Source organism: Franconibacter daqui (assembly GCF_014644275.1).
Taxonomy (GTDB): Bacteria; Pseudomonadota; Gammaproteobacteria; order Enterobacterales; family Enterobacteriaceae; genus Franconibacter; species Franconibacter pulveris.
The window spans coordinates 47,081-62,360 of the sequence record NZ_BMKJ01000001.1; the positions used below are offsets into that span (position 1 = coordinate 47,081).

The window sequence follows — 15,280 nt, forward strand, 5'->3', positions numbered from 1 at the left end:
GGGTAGAAAATACATAGTTATTGCCGCCAAAACCATTCCCCTATATAAATCTTGCCCATAAAAAACAACCACAAGGACTGACGCTATGGTCAGGAAGATCCCTCTCGCAGTCACTGTAAGCCTGCTGTTAGCGCACACCCCGCATGCCTTCGCCTCTTCCGATATGGAAGATTGCACCTGGAGCGACGACACCTGCCTGCTGAAAGGCGCTCCTGTTCTGGCGCCGGATAATGATTCCCGCGACAACCTGCTGCGCTTGCTGAGTGAGGCAAAGTCGTTCGCGCTGCCCGTGCAGCCGATGCCTGCGGATATCACGCGCTCCCGCGATTTCTACTTCGCTTACCATCCGCAGTGGGATGACGTTAGCCCACAATCTACCTCTGCCGACGCTGCGCCCATCGAAGATAAAGCCCTCGCTGAACAACTGGCCGCGCTGCAAATCGACCCCGCAGCAATGCGCGCCGATAACGGCGAGCAGGAAAACCGCTTCGTCTCGAATAACACAGAAAGCGTAAGCCTGTTTTTTGCAGTGCTGCTGGTGGATGGCGCATTAACGCCTGAGCAGCGCCACGCGCTGGCGCAGGCGCGGGTGGCGCTTTTATCCGGCGCGACCAGCGAGCAGGTTAGCGCTTCGTTAGCCGCGCTCCCGGCCGGTGCGCCTGCGTTATATAAAGCGTATCTGGACGCCGCCGCCCGGTTCTATGAGGGGGATTACGCAGGCGCTGCGCAGGGGTTCAGCGCGCTGGTGAAAAGCGATAGCCCATGGTTAGCTGAAACCGCGCAGTACATGCTGATGCGCACGGCGCTTAACAAAAGCAGCCAGCAGAGCACGGGCGAGTATGGCGATTTTGACGTGACGCGCGTCAGCCATGACGATGTCGTCCAGGCGCAAAACGCGGCGCAGGCTTATCTGCAACGCTGGCCGCAGGGGCGCTATGCCGACTCCGCACGCGGCATGCTGCGCCGCATTAACTGGTATCTGCAGGCCTGGCCGCAACTGGCGGAACGCTACGAGCAGGCGTTCCAGCACGCCGCCAGTCCGCAGGCGCTGCGCGGTCTGGTAACTGAATACGATAATGTCTTTGGCATGCAGTTCTACGAGCAACCCCTAACAGAGGCGTTTCCCGAAGCGTCGCTGGTGAGCTTTATCGAACTGCTGCGCGCCCTTCGCCTCAACAGCGACAATAAACCGGTACTGACGCAGGACGCGCTGAATACCAGCAAACCGGCGTTTGAAAAAGGCGGCAAGCTGCCGCTGTGGCGCAACCTGCAACTCAACCTGTGGATGGCGACGGGCAACTACGCCGCTGTGCTGCAGGAGGTGGCGCCCGCACAGACGCTCCCCGCGCACGATATCCTCGTCTTCAGCGAGCAGGTTATCTACGGCGAGGCGTTGATGGCGCAACAGCAGTGGCCCGCCGCGCGTGATTTCTGGCTGCGGTTGCTGAAGCTTAGCCAGGATAACGAGCAGCAGCAGTATGTACAGGCTAAGCTCGCCGCCACGCTGGTTTACATGGGCGACACGGCGGCGGTATTCGCGCCAGACAGCGCCGTCACCAGTCTGCGCTATCGCTCCCGCGTGCTGAAAACCCAGGCTTCGCCTGAGCTATTGCGCCAGCAGGCGACAATGGGGCCGAACAGCGAGGAGCGCACCATTGCCCTGCACACGCTGCTGGTGCGCGATTTAACCGAAAACCGCTTCGGTGACTGGTTGAATGACAAAAAACTCGTCAGCGCCATTACGCAGCCGGTCACTGGTGAAGCCTTCGACGACGTCAACCTGAGCATTTTCGACTGGAACGGCGACACCGCCGAGCCGGGTTACGTCTGCCAGAGCCTGCATGAAACCGTCACCGTGCTTGGCAAGAACGCGAAAGACCCGCACGCGCTGAACTGCCTGGGCGAGTTTTTCCGCACCACGCGCACGCAGGTTGATTTGTGGAAAGAGAGTGCGGGCAATGGCGTCCTCGAAGCGGCAATCTCCCGCAAGGAGCCGTTCGGCCAGTCCGATCGCCAGCGCTATTACCAGCGCATCATCGCGTCACCCAAAGCGGAACCCGAAGATAAAAGCTATGCGCTCTATCGCGCCATTATGTGTTATGCCCCCTCCGGCGCGAACGACTGCGGCGGGGAAGAGGTCGATAAGCTGAAGCGCAAAGGGTGGTTCACACAGTTAAAAACGCAGTATCCGGGGAGCCCGTGGGCGCAACAGCTCAAATACTACTGGTAACCGCGCTGCTGGCAGGCCAGGCGCAGGCGGCGGAGACGGTGTCGGCAAGCCGCCACGCCGCCTTCTGGCTGTGGTCCGGCGTGAAGGCCAGCGACGAGCTGCGAAACGCGCAGACGGTCTATCTTCATCAGGGCGAGGTGCTGACGCGCTCGGGCCAGGTCGTGTTTCAACGACTCGGGCTGCCGGTCAGCCGCCTGACGTTTCCGTCTATCTGGCTAACCGTGCGCTTCACCACGCTGGAGGTGCCACAGGCGATCCCGGCGCGGCTTGTCCGGCTGATGCAACGCTGGCAGGCGGCGGGGAATCACGTGGTGGGGTTGCAGGTCGATTTTGATGCGGCGACGCATCAGCTTGCAGACTACGCCCGTTTTCTGCGTGAGCTACGCCAGCAGTTGCCGCCGGAATTTGCGCTGGGCGTTACCGGGCTGCTCGACTGGGCCAAAACGGGCGAGGTGGCCACGCTGAATGCGCTGCCGGTGGATGAACTGGTGGTGCAAAGCTATCAGGGGCGGCATACGGTTGCGAATTATCAGGCGTACCTGCCCGCGCTCGCCCGGCTGCGTATCCCGTTTAAGCTTGGGCTGGTGCAAAACGGCAGCCGCGAACCGCAGGCCGAGGCGCAGCTAAATGCCTCACCCTGGTATCGCGGCACCGTGGTCTTTATGCTTAAGCCATAAGGCCGATGGCGCCGGGCAGCGCAAAAAGCCGGTGAAGAAAAAAGAGCAGGGCAGGGCTACTCGCACCCCTGAGCCGAGTCGATGTCGCACGTCAGCTTCTCTGATAACTCATTCAGGCGATCCACGGCCGCAGACGTGCAATCGTAAGTATAATCTTTGCTGTTTTTCAGGTTAATGACCGTCACGCCGCGGCGCTCTTGATTACCTTCTTCATTGCTGAACACCAGGTACCGGTATCCGCCATTGCTGAAGGAGACATTCAGGTAATCCGTCTGGTAGCGGGCGTAGTGATTATACGTAAAGCCCGCAAAATCTTGCCCCTTCGAGGCAAAACTGAACGCCTCTTTGCCGTTTTTGGTCATCGTATAGTGAAGCACGCCGCTCGCTTCTTTCAACGCGACCGTGCCTTTCCCGGTTTCGCATGAGAAATAGGTAATGTCTGCGTACGCAGGTAAAGACAAACCAATTAACCCCGCCATAATCAGGCCGTTATAACCCTTCATTTAACCCTGTCCTTTTTTTTTACTTTCAGCGAAACAGCATCGCGTTGATAACCTGCGACATAAATACCCTGGCGAAGCGGAGGTAGCCAGCTACCAGAAATAAAAAAGGCCGGTCTCCCGGCCCCTTAACGTTATTTCGCCGCCAGCAAACAGAGCTTCAGCGCCACGTGATAAGACGCCTCAAACGAGGTAATCGGCAGGAACTCAAAGCGCGAGTGGAAGTTGTGTGCGCCGGTAAAGAAGTTCGGCGTTAATAACCCCTTGGCGGAAAGCGCCGCGCCGTCGGTGCCGCCGCGCATTGGGATGGTTTTCGGCGTAATGCCCAGCTCATCCAGCGCCTGATAAATCAACTCAATCGGTCGGCGGTCTTCACCAATCGCGTTGCTGATATTGCTGTACACGTCGCTGATGCTCACTTCCACCTTCGCCGTCGGGTGTTCGGCGGCAATCTTCTGCGCCACGTCGTTGAGCTGCTGCTTACGGCGCTCAAAAGAGGCGAGGTCGAAATCGCGAATGCTGGCGTTCAGCAGCGCGCTGTTCTGGCTCGCCTGCATGCCGTTAAACCAGATATAGCCCTCGCGCCCGGCGGTGTGCTCCGGCGTCTGCTGGCGGTCGAAGTGATTGATGAAATCCGTCGCCATCAGCAGCGGGTTTACCAGCACGCCTTTAGAGGCCATCGGGTGCGCCGTCACGCCGGTAAAGCGGATCTCCGCCTGCGCGGCGTTGAAATTCTCATACACCACTTCGCCCAGCTCGCAGCAGTCGATGGTATAGGCGAAGTCCACGTCGAAACGCGTCAAATCCAGCGCCTTCGCGCCGCGCAGGCCGACTTCTTCATCCGGCACAAACGCCACCACGATATCGCCGTGCCGCATCTCTGGCGTCAGGTTCTCCAGCAGCGTCATCACTACCGTCACCGCGGCTTTGTTATCGGCGCCCAGCACGCTGGTGCCGTCGCTGAAAATAATCTCTTCGTTCGGGTAAGCCTTGATCTCCGGGCGTTCGTTTACCCGCAGCCAGATCCCTTCTTTCGCATTCAGACAGAGATCTTCACCGGTAAAGGTGAGGATCTGCGGATGAATCTCCGGCGAGAGGCCGACGTCCACGGTGTCGATATGGGTGATAAACCCGATGCGCGGCGCGCCCGCCACATTGCCTTTTTTCACCGCGGTGACGGTGGCGTGTTCGTCTATCTCTATCTGCTCCAGGCCCAGCATTCTCAGCTCTTCCGCCAGCGCGCGCGCCATCTCATGCTGGCCCGGCGTGGTGGGGAGGGTAGTGGCGGACGCATTACTCTGGCTGGTGATAGCGAGGTAGCGAAAGAAGCGTTGGGTTAATTGACTACCGAGCGCAGATGGCATGGTGGATCCTTCTCTATTTGTGTTATCAGGTGTTTGCGTTGTGTTTTTAATGTTATTGATGAGTGACGAAGAATCAGAATCCTTTGGCACGTAGTAAAAAAACATAAAGGAATTACGATGATTAGCAAGCACACGATTCATGCTCTGACGCTCGCCATCCTGACAGCCAGCTCGGCGGCTGGCGCTAAAACTCTGGTTTATTGCTCTGAAGGTTCACCGGAAAACTTCAACCCGCAGCTCTACACCTCCGGCACCAGCGTGGACGCCAGCGCTGTGCCGGTCTACAACCGGCTGGTGGATTTTAAAACCGGCACCACAGAGCTGGTGCCGAGCCTCGCCGAAAGCTGGGAGGTGAGCGAAGACGGCAAGGTTTACACCTTCCATTTGCGCAAGGGCGTGAAGTTTCAGAGCAATAAATACTTTAAGCCGACGCGGGATTTTAACGCCGACGACGTTATCTTCTCGTTTATGCGCCAGAAAGACCCAAAGCACCCGTATCACAACGTCTCTAACGGCAACTACTCCAACTTTGAAAGCCTGGAGTTCGGCAAGCTCATCACCGCGATAGATAAAATAGACGACCACACCGTACGCTTTACCCTGGCCCACCCGGAAGCGCCGTTCGTGCCCGATCTCGCCTGGTATTTTGCCTCTATCTTGTCGGCGGAATACGCCGATGCGATGTTGAAAGCGGGCACGCCGGAGCGGGTGGATATGGACCCGATCGGCACCGGGCCGTTTAAGCTCACCCAGTATCAGAAAGACTCGCGCATTCTCTTCACCGCGTTTGATGACTACTGGCAGGGCAAGGCGAAGCTCGACCGGCTGGTCTTCAGCATCACGCCCGACGCCTCGGTGCGCTATGCCAAACTTGAGAAAAACGAATGCCAGGTGATGGCCTTCCCCAACCCGGCGGACCTGCCGCGCATGAAGGCGAACCCGGATATCAAACTGATGAGCAAATCGGGGCTGAACACCGGCTTCCTGGCGCTCAACACCCAGAAGCCGCCGCTGGATAACGTGAAAGTGCGCCAGGCGCTGGCGATGGCCATTAACAAGCCGGCCATTATCGATGCGGTTTTCCAGGGCACCGGCACCGCGGCGAAAAACCTGCTGCCGCCGGGCGTCTGGAGCGCCGATGAGAGCTTACAAGATTATGCGTACTCGCCAGAGAAGGCGAAGGCGCTGCTGAAAGAGGCGGGGTTGCCGGAGGGCTTCACCATCGATCTCTGGGCGATGCCGGTGCAGCGCCCCTATAACCCGAACGCCCGCCGCATGTCGGAAATCATCCAGGCCGACTGGGCGAAAATCGGCGTGAAGGCGAAAATCGTCAGCTACGAGTGGGGCGAATACCTCAAGCGCGTGAAGGGCGGTGAACACCAGGCGGCGCTGATGGGCTGGACCACCGCGACGGGCGACCCGGATAACTTCTTCGGCCCGCTTTTCACCTGCCAGTCCGCCAACGGCGGCTCGAACTCGGCGAAGTGGTGCTACGCCCCGTTCGATAAGCTCATCAGCGAGGCCAAAGCCACCACCGATCAGCCGCAGCGCGCCGCGCTCTACGTGCAGGCCCAGCAGATGATGCACGAACAAATGCCGGCGGTGATGATAGCCCACTCGACCATCTTCGAGCCGGTGCGCAAGGAGGTGACGGGCTATGAAATCGACCCGTTCGGCAAGCATATTTTTTATCAGGTGGATATTAACAAGTAAGCGTGGCGAAACGGCGGGGTGAGGGACCCCGCCGGGTCAGAAAAGGCGCGGTTTTAGTCGGCCAGATAGTCCGCAATGGCGGCCGGTACGCAGGGGCGGCCGTTCTCAAGGCAGGTGGCGACAAACGTCGCTTCCGCGTAGACCTTGCCGTCCACCAGAATCTGCTGCTCGAAGTTCACCCGGTTGCGCTTCTCGTTTTTCACAAGCTGGCAGGTCACTTCCATCTCGTCGCCCTTTTGCAGGCTCTTGCGAAAGCGCAGCGTATACTCCAGCACCATGTACAGGCGACCTGACGTGAACTCTTTTTCAATATCGATGCCCAGCCCTTCCCGCATGTAGGCGTGGCGCGCCCACTCCATGTAGAACGGGTAATAAAGACCGTCTACCACGCCCTGAAAATCGATATGCTTTTCATCAACCGAATAGTGTTTAGCGAACATCTACTTATCCTTTTTCAGCATTAAGTCATGCGCCCATCAGATCATAATTCAGCGGATGAATAAAGCGGGAGCGGCGGCGTGCCCGTGGGGTTACGGTTTTTTCGCCCGTTTTGCCAAATAGTCCGGCGCGAACGGGCGGGGGTCGACATCCGCAAACGGCGCGCGCTCAAAGCGCGACTTCAGCGCCCAGGGCACGGTGCAATCAAAGATAGTCTTGCAGGTAATGCCCTGGCCGCGAATGGAAGGGCTGTAGTCCGGCATCTGCGAAGGGTCGAGCTGGTGGCCGCGAACGCCGATGCGATGCGCCTTGAAAATGTGGCCTGGCTCGATGCGCTGGACCGCCCTGAAGAGAGCGAGCAGTGCGTGGTTTATCACCCGCTCAGAAGCGGTCAAAAATCCATCGCCCTGTTAGGCAATGCATCGGCAAATGAATTGTCGTCCTTACTCACCCTAAACGCTCACCTGGCTTGCCACGAGACCACCGCCTCGCAGGTCATAAATCATTAGTCCCGCCGGGTCGGTTACCGGCGGTATCCGGCTTTCGTCCAGCCATAACGGATTCGCAGGGCAGATTGAACCGCAGATATAGGCGGGCACGCCGCTTATCGTCGTCGACATGCTGCGATGCACGTGGCCGCTGCACACCGCGAGCGGCGCAACGGGGTTGCCTGCTATCACCTGCCAGAACGCCGCGTCGCCGCCGCACATCACCTCGTCAATCGGCGCGATGCCGCAGCGAAAAAGGTGATGGTGCGTGAAGATAAGCGCGGGCTGCGTAAAGCTCGCCAGCTTTTCCGTCAGCCACGTCAGATGCGGGGCGATATCGCCCCGGGTTTCACCGGGCAGGGTGGTATCGATGCCGATCACGGGAACGCCGTTAATCACGTCGCTAAAGTGCAGCGCGCCGCAGAGCGGCCAGCGCATCGTTTCCTGCCACACATGGCGCATGGCCTCCCGACTGTCTGCGTTGCCCGGCAGCATCAGGAGGCGGCACTGCGCGCGCATCAGTTCGGCTTCGACGATCGCGTATCCCTCATACCAGCCGTCATCCACCAGGTCGCCCGTCACCACCAGCAGATCGGGCGCGAGCGTCTCCAGCCAGCGTATAACCCGGCGCAGTCGCCCCAGATTGCCGTTATCGGGCGTGGCGTGAATATCGGTAATGTGCGCAATGCGCATCGCTTCCTCCTGTAACGGCCGGTTGATTTCAGCTTATCAGCGCCGTTCACACTGTGCCTGTATAAGTGGTTGTACCAGTTAAAGCAATCGATTAACAAGACGATAACTATATGAATAATAAAATTTTACATAAGGCTAAAAATGAAACTCCGTACTCACATTCTCTGGCTCTGTCTGGTGGCGCTGATTGGCGTCACGACGCTCGCCGCCGTCTCCCTTTCCACCCTCAAGCACACCATGCTGCAGGAGCGCACCGGGCAGGTCACCACGCTGGTGACGCTGGCGAAATCCTCCCTCGACAAACTCTATGAGCAGGAACAGGCGGGCAAGCTCACCCGCGAACAGGCGCAGGCGGAAGCCCGCCGTATTCTCGGCAGCCTGCGGCACGACCAGCTTTACTTCTGGGCAAGGGGGTATGCTAACGACGTCAACTACGTTCACCCGGATGCGAAGCGTATCGGCACCGTGGACGCCAAAGGCGGCAAAGAGGCGGGCGTACGCTATCGCGCGGCGCTGGAAGGGCGGGAAACCGCCACGCTGACCGCATGGGGGACCAAGCCTGGCGCAACGGAGAAAGTACAAAAGCTCTACGGCGTTGTCTGGTTTAAACCCTGGGACTGGATTGTGGGAACCGGCGATTACATTGACGATATCGACACGGCCTTCTGGCAGAGCGCGAAAGCGTTGCTCGCGATTGGCGGCGTGCTGATGCTGGTGATCGGCCTGCTGGGCTGGACCCTTGCCCGCAACCTGTACCGCAAGCTTGGCGGCGAACCGGATTACGCGGCGCTGATCGCCAAAAAAGTGGCCAGCGGCGATCTCACCTCTTCGGTGGCGCTGAAGCCGCACGACAGCAGCAGCCTGCTGTTCAGCCTGAATGAAATGCAATCGCAGCTTGCGGGCATCGTGAGCGGCATAAAACTGTCGGCAAGCGCCGTTTCCAGCGCTTCTGGCGAAATTGTGATGGGTAATGCCGACCTCGCCTCGCGCACCGAAGAGCAGGCCGCCGCCATTGAGCAAACCGCCTCCACCATGACCCAGTTGACGGAAACGGTTCGCCAGAATGTGGAAAGCGCGCATCAGGCCAACATTCTTGCGAAAGATGCCGACAACATTGCCGGCGACAGCAACGCTGCGGTGCAGCAAATGGTCAGCACGATTAACGACATTCGCGCCGGTTCAACCAAAATTTCTGAGATAACCAATATCATTGAAGGCATCGCTTTCCAGACCAACATCCTCGCCCTGAACGCCGCGGTGGAAGCGGCGCGCGCGGGCGAGCAGGGGCGCGGCTTTGCCGTGGTGGCCGGGGAAGTGCGCACGCTGGCGCAGCGCTCCGCCACGGCGGCGAAAGAGATTAAGGATCTTATCGCCACTTCGGTTTCATTAATCGAAAACGGCTCCGCGCAGGCGACGCAAGTAAGCGGGACCATCGGTGACGTGAAAGGGGCGATTAAGCGGGTCGCTGATATCGTCAGCGAAATCGCGCTCGCCTCCAGAGAGCAGGGCGAGGGCATTCAGCAGGTGAGCCAGGCGGTGAACCAGATTGACGCCATGACGCAGCACAACTCGGCGCTGGTTGAGCAATCCGCCGCCGCCGGGCAGTCTTTACAAGACCAGGCGACGCAGCTGAACACCTCCGTTTCCACTTTCCAGCTGCCGGCTAACGGCGATGAAAAACCGCTGCAACCGACGGCGGCGGCGCTAACGCCCGTCGCGGCATAAAAGCGCTAACCGCGTGACGCAAAAAGCCGGGTAAGCCCGGCTTTTTTGTCGCGTTCACTCCATCGCCGTTGGGCGCATCGCTGAAAGCAAAACTGCACAGCGTTTAAGTATGGGCGTAAACCGCTTTTGCTGCCGGGGAGGTTAGCCTTCCGCCGTCTCGTGCAGGTGGCGCCACAGCGGCTGGCTCTCTTTTAAGGTGAAAATGACGGTAGAGCGGCGGGTGGTCGCGGGCTGTCCCGGCAGGCTCTGGCGTTCGCGGTAGCTCACCGCCGCACCTTGCGGCCACTCGGCAAGCAGGCGCATCTCATCCACTTCAATGCGCAGGCCTGGCTTTGCGGCGCGCTGCGCGAGAAAAAACTGGCTCAGCTGCTCGTGGTTCAGCACCGCGCCGGAAAGCGTAATCATGGAATAGTCCGGGCTAAAGCGGGCGATAAGGGCGTTCACGTCGCCATCGCCTTTGCCTAGCCAGGCTTCAATCGCGACATGTGCTTGCAGCACTTCGGTAAAATAAGGGTTCATGAGGTCTCCTGTTTCGGTACGAGGCGCAGCTTAACCGCGCGGTTATCAAGACGAAAGCAGAGCGGCAGCGGCAGCAGCGTCGCCAGCGCGGCGCACCAGAATGTCCAGCTGTAAGCCTGCGCTGGCGCGAAGTGCGCGCAGAGCTGGTCAAGCAACAGCGTAAAAAGCGCCACGCCAAAGCAAAAGCTGAGCTGGCGGTTAATGTTCCACAGCGCGGCGGCGTCCGGCAGGGCGGCATTCGGCGTGTTAAGAAAGGCGCTGCTCTGGGCAGCGCTGCTGCACAAACTGCCGCCCACGCCCATCAGCGCGAAGGCGCCAGCCAGCGCGGCCTGCTGCTCGCCGCTCTCAATCTGCGTGAGCAACGCGATCCCCGCTGCCTGCAACAGGCAGCCCGCCATAATCAGCGGCCTCGGCCCCAGGGCGTTGAAGGTTTTGCCGGTCAGGCAAATCGCCAGAAACGAGCCGAGCGACCAGGGCATCATCAGCATGCCTGCGGCGCTGGGCGTCAGGCCGAGCTGGTTTTGCAGCCAGAGCATGGCGACCAGGCTGATACCGATAAACACGCCCGGCACGCCCTGGTACACCGCCATAGAAAAGCGCAGCAGCGGGTCGTCCAGCAGGTTCAGGTTGAGCACAGGGGCGGGGCGTTTACGACAGCGGCGCGCAAACAGCGCAAGCAGGGTTCCGCCTGCCAACAGCAGCAGCGCCGCAAGCCCCGTTGCGTGCGAGCCGCTAAGGCGCGTAAGGCCGAACAGCAGCAGAAACAGCGCGCCGCACCCCAGGGCTAACCCGGCGGCGTCTGGCGGGGCCGACCGGTCAGCAGGCGCTTCGCGGCGCAGCCAGCAATACGCCAGCGCAAGCGTGGCCAGCGCCAGCGGCAGGCTGGCGAAAAAGACCCCGCGCCAGCCGAGCGCCGTAATCAACAGGCCGCCCGCAGCGGGCGAAAGCGCCGGCGCCAGCAGGCCCACCAGCATGACCGCCGAGGCGATTTTCGCCCGCTCATGCGGCGCATAAAGCCGCCAGGCCAGCGCCTGGCCTACCGGGATAAGCAACCCGCCGCCCGCGCCCTGCACCACGCGCCAGAACACCAGGGCGCTGAGGGAATCCGCGAAGCTGGCGGCGGCGGTGGCAAGGGTAAACAGCGCCAGCGAGAGCAGGAAAACCTGCCGCGCCCCGGCCCGCTGCGTAAGCCAGGCGCTCAGGGGAATGGCCAGCGTCAGGCCCATAATGTAGCCGTTGCTGACCCAGGCAAGTCCGGCGACGGAAGCCCGCAGACTATGCGCTATCGCCGGGTAAGCGACATTCGCGATAAACATATTAATCAGGTCGATGAAAAAGCCGAGCAGGTAAACCACGGCCACTTTGCTGCGATAAGACATAACGCCTCCTCCGGTAGACGCCTACTGTAAGCGGCGGCACAGGGCGGATAAACGGGGGGCGGGCTGATACACTGTCAACCTTATTTTGACAATCGGCAGGGCAGGTATGCTGAATTTGCAGCGGGTGGCGGCCTTTGTGGCAGTGGCGGAGGCGGGCAGCTTTACGGCAGCGGCGGCCGCGCTTGGGATGACTAAAGCGGTCGTGAGTTTTAACGTCCGGCAACTGGAAAAAGAGTTAGGCGTGTCGCTTTTGCTGCGCACCACGCGGCGGCTGGCGCTGACGGAGGCGGGAGAAGCCTTTTACCGGCGCGCCGCCGCGTTGTTGCAGGAGGCGCAGGCGATGCGGGAAGAGGCGCAGCGTCATCACGGCGGGCTGCGCGGCGAGTTGCGCATCACCAGTACCAGCGAATATGGCGCGCAGGTAGTCATTCCGGCGCTGGCGGCGTTTCGGCGGGCGCATCCGGCGCTGCGCATCCGCCACGTCTCGTCGTCGCAGCATGCCGATCTGATCGCCGAACGCTTTGATGTGGCGATACGGCTTGGCACGCTGGCGGACTCTACCTACCGCGCGGCGCTGCTCACCCGTTTTGAGGTGCTGCCCGTTGCCTCGCGGCAGTGGCTGAAAGAAAACCCCATTGCCTCGCCCGAAGCGCTGGCACAAGCAGAATGGATAATCCATAGCCGTCTGCCTTCGCCTCTGCGCTGGCAGCTCACCGGCCCACAGCGGCAGACGCTGGATTTTGCCATCACCCGGCCCGCTGTGCTGTCGGCAGACAGCGCCTCGGCATTGCTGGCGTTCGCCCGGGAGGGCGGCGGCGTGGCGTTGCTGCCCGACTGGCTGGCGCGACCGTCGCTGGAAGCGGGCGACCTGTGCCATCTGCTGCCGGACTACCGCTTTCCGGCGCAGGGCGTTTACGCGGTCTACCCGGACACCGGGCACGTGTCGGAAAAGGTGCGCGCGTTTATCGACTTCCTGCGCGGGCGGCTCGCGTAAACGGACGGCAGATAAACACCATCGCCAGCGCGCTGCACAGCGGCACGGCGGCAAGCCACAGCCAGGGCAGCGCCGCCTGCGGCGAAGGGGTCAACGCATGGTCAAGCTGGCCGCCCAGCGCAAAGTTGCCCGCCAGCACGGCAAGGCCGCCCATGGAAGCCAGCGCGCCGTAATGCGCGCCAAGGTTCTGGTCGCTTGCGAAGCGGGGAATTAAATCCATGCCCACCGGCACAATCAGCATCTGACCAAGCGTCAGCAGCGTCACCATGCAGACGGCGGGCAGCAGCCGCTGCCAGCCTGCGGGCGGCGTGTCGGCGGCGAACAGCGCCACGCTTGCAAAGGCGGCGGCCAGCAGCGCGAAGCCCAGCGGCAGAATGCGCGCCGCGCCGCAGCGCCGGGCGAGGCGCGCCAGCGGCAGTTGCAGCGCGATAATCAGCAGCGAGGCGAGCACAAAAAGCGGTCCGAGGTCGCTCTCGCTGCTGCCGGAGCGGCGCAGCTCCACCGGCAGCGCCAGGTAGAGCTGGTTGTAACTGAAAAGGTAGGCGCTGTAAGCGACGATAAACGCCACGAAACGGCGGTTGCGGAAGGTCTGCCACCAGGGGGCGATGTGCAGCGCCGCCTGCTTGCGCGGGGTACGCGGCAGGGTGAAGAAAAGCACCAGCAGCGCCAGCACGAATACGCCCGCTCCCGCCAGCGCCACCCGCTGGAAGCCGAACCCCGCCAGCAGCGAACCAAGCACCGGGCCAAGCACCGCGCCAAGCTCGCCGCAGACCGCGAACAGGGCGAACCATTCGGCGCGGCTGCGCTTGCCTGCCGCCTCGCTTTGGGTGCCCGCCTTCGCCAGCAGCGCTTCAATCGACGGGGAGAAGAGCGCGCCGCCGATGCCGGTTAAGCAGGCGCCCAGCACAATCGGCCAGAGCGTCGCGCCGAGCGCCAGCAGCAGGTAGCCGGAAATGCGCACCAGGCAGCCGCAGAGGATAACGCCGCGCGCGCCGAAGCGGTCCGCCAGCGCGCCGCCCAGTAAAAACATCCCCTGTTGGGAGAAGGTGCGTAAGCCAATCACCAGCCCGATGGCCCCGCCGGAAAGGCGCATATCGTCACGCAGAAAAATCGCCAGAAACGGCACCACGGCGTAAAAGCCGATGTTAAACACCAGCTGACTGCCTAACAGCAAGGGCGGCCAGAGGCGTGAAGGGGGGCGATAAAAAAAGGCAGGCATGCTCCATCCATCTGCGTTGTCCATTAGCGGCGCAAAAGCGTAGCAGGAATCGCGGCGTTGCGCTGCATCGGGTTAGCAGAATCGTTATGCGGCAAATAGTTAAAAGTAAAACTATTTAGCCGCCCTTAAGCGGCGCGGCGCCTTGATTGACAAGGCCCGGAGGCCCCGGTATAACCGCTCATTCGCTACGAATGAGTTTCATTTACATCGTCGCAGCGAACGGCCTGGCCGCAGAAAATGCAGCGACGAGCGTGCAGGCCGGGTGGTCAGGGTCTGCTCCGGCACGGGCGCAGGCGTGGGTGACAGCTTATAAAAAAAGAAAGGTTAATGATGAGAAGGGTAAAAACGCTGCTGCTGGCGGCAGGGCTTCTGATGGCAGGCAGCAGCGCGGCGCTTGCGACAGTCTATCCGCTGACGCTTGAAAACTGCGGCGAGAAAGTCACCTTTACACAGCCCCCGGCGCGCATGGTCGCCCTGGGACAGAACACCGCAGAGATAATGCTGCTGCTGGGGCTTGAGGACAAAATGGTCGCCAGCGCTTTCTGGCCGACGAAAGTGTTGCCAGCGCTTGCGAAGCAGAACGAAAAGGTTAAGGTGCTGACGGTGGAGATCCCGACGCTTGAATCTATTCTCGCGCAGTCGCCTGATTTTGTCGCCGCGCAGCTGCCGCTGCTGCTGGGGCCGGACAGCAAAGTGGCGAAGCGCGAAGATTTCGCGGCGGTGGGAATAAACAGCTACCTTTCGCCCGGCGTCTGCGTCACGAAAAAGAACACCGGCGATATCTACGGCAGCCGCAGCGAGCTGTGGAACATGTCCTGGCTCTATCAGGAGATAGAAGAGCTGGCGACCATCTTTAACGTCGAAGCGCGGGGCAAGGCGCTGATAGCCGATTTCAAAGCCCGTGAAAGTAAGCTTCGCGAGAAATTCGGCCACGCCGGCAAAGAGACCACTTACCTGTTCTGGTTCTCCAGCGCTTCACCTTCCTCAGACGCCTATGTGGGCGGTAAAAACAGCGCCTCGGGCTTTATCGCGAGCCTGCTTGGCGGTAAGAACGCCATACAGTCTGACAGCGAATGGCCGACGGTAAGCTGGGAGAGCATTATCGCCGCCAATCCGGATGTGATTGTGGTCTCGAACCTCGACCGTAACCGCTGGGCGCTTGATAACGCGCAGGAGAAAATTAAGTTCCTGAAAAGCGACCCGGCGGTCAGCCAGCTTGAGGCGGTGAAAAAAGGGCGCATCGTGGTGATGGACGGCCAGGCGATGAACCCCACCATCCGCACCCTGTACGGCGCGGAGCAGGTGGCCGGGCAGCTTGAGAAACTGGGGCTGAAATAATGA

13 protein-coding genes and 1 pseudogene are annotated in these 15,280 nt (G+C 60.7%); 6 read left to right on the forward strand and 8 right to left on the reverse strand.

What is annotated here, in order from left to right; all coding sequences use genetic code 11:
- Positions 1-85: 85 nt before the first annotated feature.
- Together IEX01_RS00255 and IEX01_RS00260 are read left to right on the forward strand one after the other, a co-directional pair.
- Positions 86-2,230, forward strand: a complete 2,145-nt coding sequence (locus IEX01_RS00255; protein ID WP_188723060.1) for a PA5441 family protein — start codon at positions 86-88, stop codon at positions 2,228-2,230.
- Positions 2,200-2,907 (forward strand): DUF3142 domain-containing protein, encoded by a 708-nt coding sequence (locus tag IEX01_RS00260; protein ID WP_024560489.1) that lies wholly within the window; start codon positions 2,200-2,202, stop codon positions 2,905-2,907. The genes IEX01_RS00255 and IEX01_RS00260 overlap by 31 nt, the downstream gene beginning before the upstream one ends.
- Before the next feature lie 56 nt (positions 2,908-2,963).
- Here IEX01_RS00260 and IEX01_RS00265 read toward each other — a convergent pair whose 3' ends face one another.
- Positions 2,964-3,410 carry a hypothetical protein gene (locus IEX01_RS00265; protein ID WP_229701792.1) on the reverse strand — a complete coding sequence of 149 codons (447 nt, stop codon included), beginning with the start codon at positions 3,408-3,410 and terminating at the stop codon, positions 2,964-2,966.
- Positions 3,411-3,541: 131 nt separating this feature from the next.
- Complete coding sequence (gene pepT / locus IEX01_RS00270; protein WP_024558385.1) at positions 3,542-4,771, reverse strand: peptidase T; 1,230 nt, start codon at positions 4,769-4,771, stop codon at positions 3,542-3,544.
- 117 nt (positions 4,772-4,888) lie between these two features.
- Here pepT and IEX01_RS00275 point away from each other — a divergent pair, with 117 nt between their 5' ends.
- On the forward strand, positions 4,889-6,484 hold the full coding sequence (locus tag IEX01_RS00275) for an ABC transporter substrate-binding protein (RefSeq protein WP_188723061.1): 1,596 nt from the start codon (positions 4,889-4,891) through the stop codon (positions 6,482-6,484).
- A gap of 53 nt (positions 6,485-6,537) precedes the next feature.
- Here the strand turns inward: IEX01_RS00275 and IEX01_RS00280 are convergent, their stop codons facing one another.
- The 3 genes and pseudogenes from IEX01_RS00280 to IEX01_RS00290 form a co-directional block, all read right to left on the reverse strand.
- On the reverse strand, positions 6,538-6,924 hold the full coding sequence (locus IEX01_RS00280) for an acyl-CoA thioesterase (RefSeq protein ID WP_029590864.1): 387 nt from the start codon (positions 6,922-6,924) through the stop codon (positions 6,538-6,540).
- 90 nt (positions 6,925-7,014) lie between these two features.
- A pseudogene (locus tag IEX01_RS00285) lies at positions 7,015-7,218 on the reverse strand (UbiD family decarboxylase); the annotation flags it as partial.
- A gap of 156 nt (positions 7,219-7,374) precedes the next feature.
- Complete coding sequence (locus IEX01_RS00290) at positions 7,375-8,103, reverse strand: metallophosphoesterase (protein ID WP_188723062.1); 729 nt, start codon at positions 8,101-8,103, stop codon at positions 7,375-7,377.
- 141 nt (positions 8,104-8,244) lie between these two features.
- On the opposite strand from IEX01_RS00290, the gene IEX01_RS00295 reads away from it, so the two are divergent.
- Positions 8,245-9,828, forward strand: a complete 1,584-nt coding sequence (locus IEX01_RS00295; protein ID WP_188723063.1) for a methyl-accepting chemotaxis protein — start codon at positions 8,245-8,247, stop codon at positions 9,826-9,828.
- Positions 9,829-9,969: 141 nt separating this feature from the next.
- Here IEX01_RS00295 and IEX01_RS00300 read toward each other — a convergent pair whose 3' ends face one another.
- Together IEX01_RS00300 and IEX01_RS00305 are read right to left on the reverse strand one after the other, a co-directional pair.
- Positions 9,970-10,347, reverse strand: a complete 378-nt coding sequence (locus tag IEX01_RS00300; RefSeq protein ID WP_188723064.1) for a DUF4440 domain-containing protein — start codon at positions 10,345-10,347, stop codon at positions 9,970-9,972.
- Complete coding sequence (locus IEX01_RS00305; RefSeq protein ID WP_188723065.1) at positions 10,344-11,726, reverse strand: MFS transporter; 1,383 nt, start codon at positions 11,724-11,726, stop codon at positions 10,344-10,346. Before IEX01_RS00305 ends, IEX01_RS00300 begins: the two co-directional genes overlap by 4 nt.
- 106 nt (positions 11,727-11,832) lie before the next feature.
- Between IEX01_RS00305 and IEX01_RS00310 the strand changes: the two genes are divergently transcribed.
- Positions 11,833-12,720, forward strand: a complete 888-nt coding sequence (locus IEX01_RS00310; protein ID WP_024557729.1) for a LysR family transcriptional regulator — start codon at positions 11,833-11,835, stop codon at positions 12,718-12,720.
- On the opposite strand, the gene IEX01_RS00315 is transcribed toward IEX01_RS00310, so the two are convergent.
- Positions 12,689-13,939: an MDR family MFS transporter gene (locus IEX01_RS00315; RefSeq protein WP_188723066.1), complete on the reverse strand. Its 1,251-nt coding sequence runs from the start codon at positions 13,937-13,939 to the stop codon at positions 12,689-12,691. The genes IEX01_RS00310 and IEX01_RS00315 overlap by 32 nt on opposite strands.
- 330 nt (positions 13,940-14,269) lie before the next feature.
- Between IEX01_RS00315 and eitA the strand changes: the two genes are divergently transcribed.
- On the forward strand, positions 14,270-15,277 hold the full coding sequence (gene eitA / locus IEX01_RS00320) for a siderophore ABC transporter substrate-binding protein EitA (RefSeq protein ID WP_024561015.1): 1,008 nt from the start codon (positions 14,270-14,272) through the stop codon (positions 15,275-15,277).
- Positions 15,278-15,280: the final 3 nt, after the last annotated feature.

Coding starts and splice junctions, on each gene's coding strand:
- IEX01_RS00255 (WP_188723060.1), top strand. CDS start 86: ATGGTCAGGAAGATCCCTCTCGCAGTCACTGTAAGCCTGCTGTTAGCG.
- IEX01_RS00265 (WP_229701792.1), bottom strand. CDS start 3,410: ATGAAGGGTTATAACGGCCTGATTATGGCGGGGTTAATTGGTTTGTCT.
- pepT (WP_024558385.1), bottom strand. CDS start 4,771: ATGCCATCTGCGCTCGGTAGTCAATTAACCCAACGCTTCTTTCGCTAC.
- IEX01_RS00275 (WP_188723061.1), top strand. CDS start 4,889: ATGATTAGCAAGCACACGATTCATGCTCTGACGCTCGCCATCCTGACA.
- IEX01_RS00280 (WP_029590864.1), bottom strand. CDS start 6,924: ATGTTCGCTAAACACTATTCGGTTGATGAAAAGCATATCGATTTTCAG.
- IEX01_RS00290 (WP_188723062.1), bottom strand. CDS start 8,103: ATGCGCATTGCGCACATTACCGATATTCACGCCACGCCCGATAACGGC.
- IEX01_RS00295 (WP_188723063.1), top strand. CDS start 8,245: ATGAAACTCCGTACTCACATTCTCTGGCTCTGTCTGGTGGCGCTGATT.
- IEX01_RS00300 (WP_188723064.1), bottom strand. CDS start 10,347: ATGAACCCTTATTTTACCGAAGTGCTGCAAGCACATGTCGCGATTGAA.
- IEX01_RS00305 (WP_188723065.1), bottom strand. CDS start 11,726: ATGTCTTATCGCAGCAAAGTGGCCGTGGTTTACCTGCTCGGCTTTTTC.
- IEX01_RS00310 (WP_024557729.1), top strand. CDS start 11,833: ATGCTGAATTTGCAGCGGGTGGCGGCCTTTGTGGCAGTGGCGGAGGCG.
- IEX01_RS00315 (WP_188723066.1), bottom strand. CDS start 13,939: ATGCCTGCCTTTTTTTATCGCCCCCCTTCACGCCTCTGGCCGCCCTTG.
- eitA (WP_024561015.1), top strand. CDS start 14,270: ATGAGAAGGGTAAAAACGCTGCTGCTGGCGGCAGGGCTTCTGATGGCA.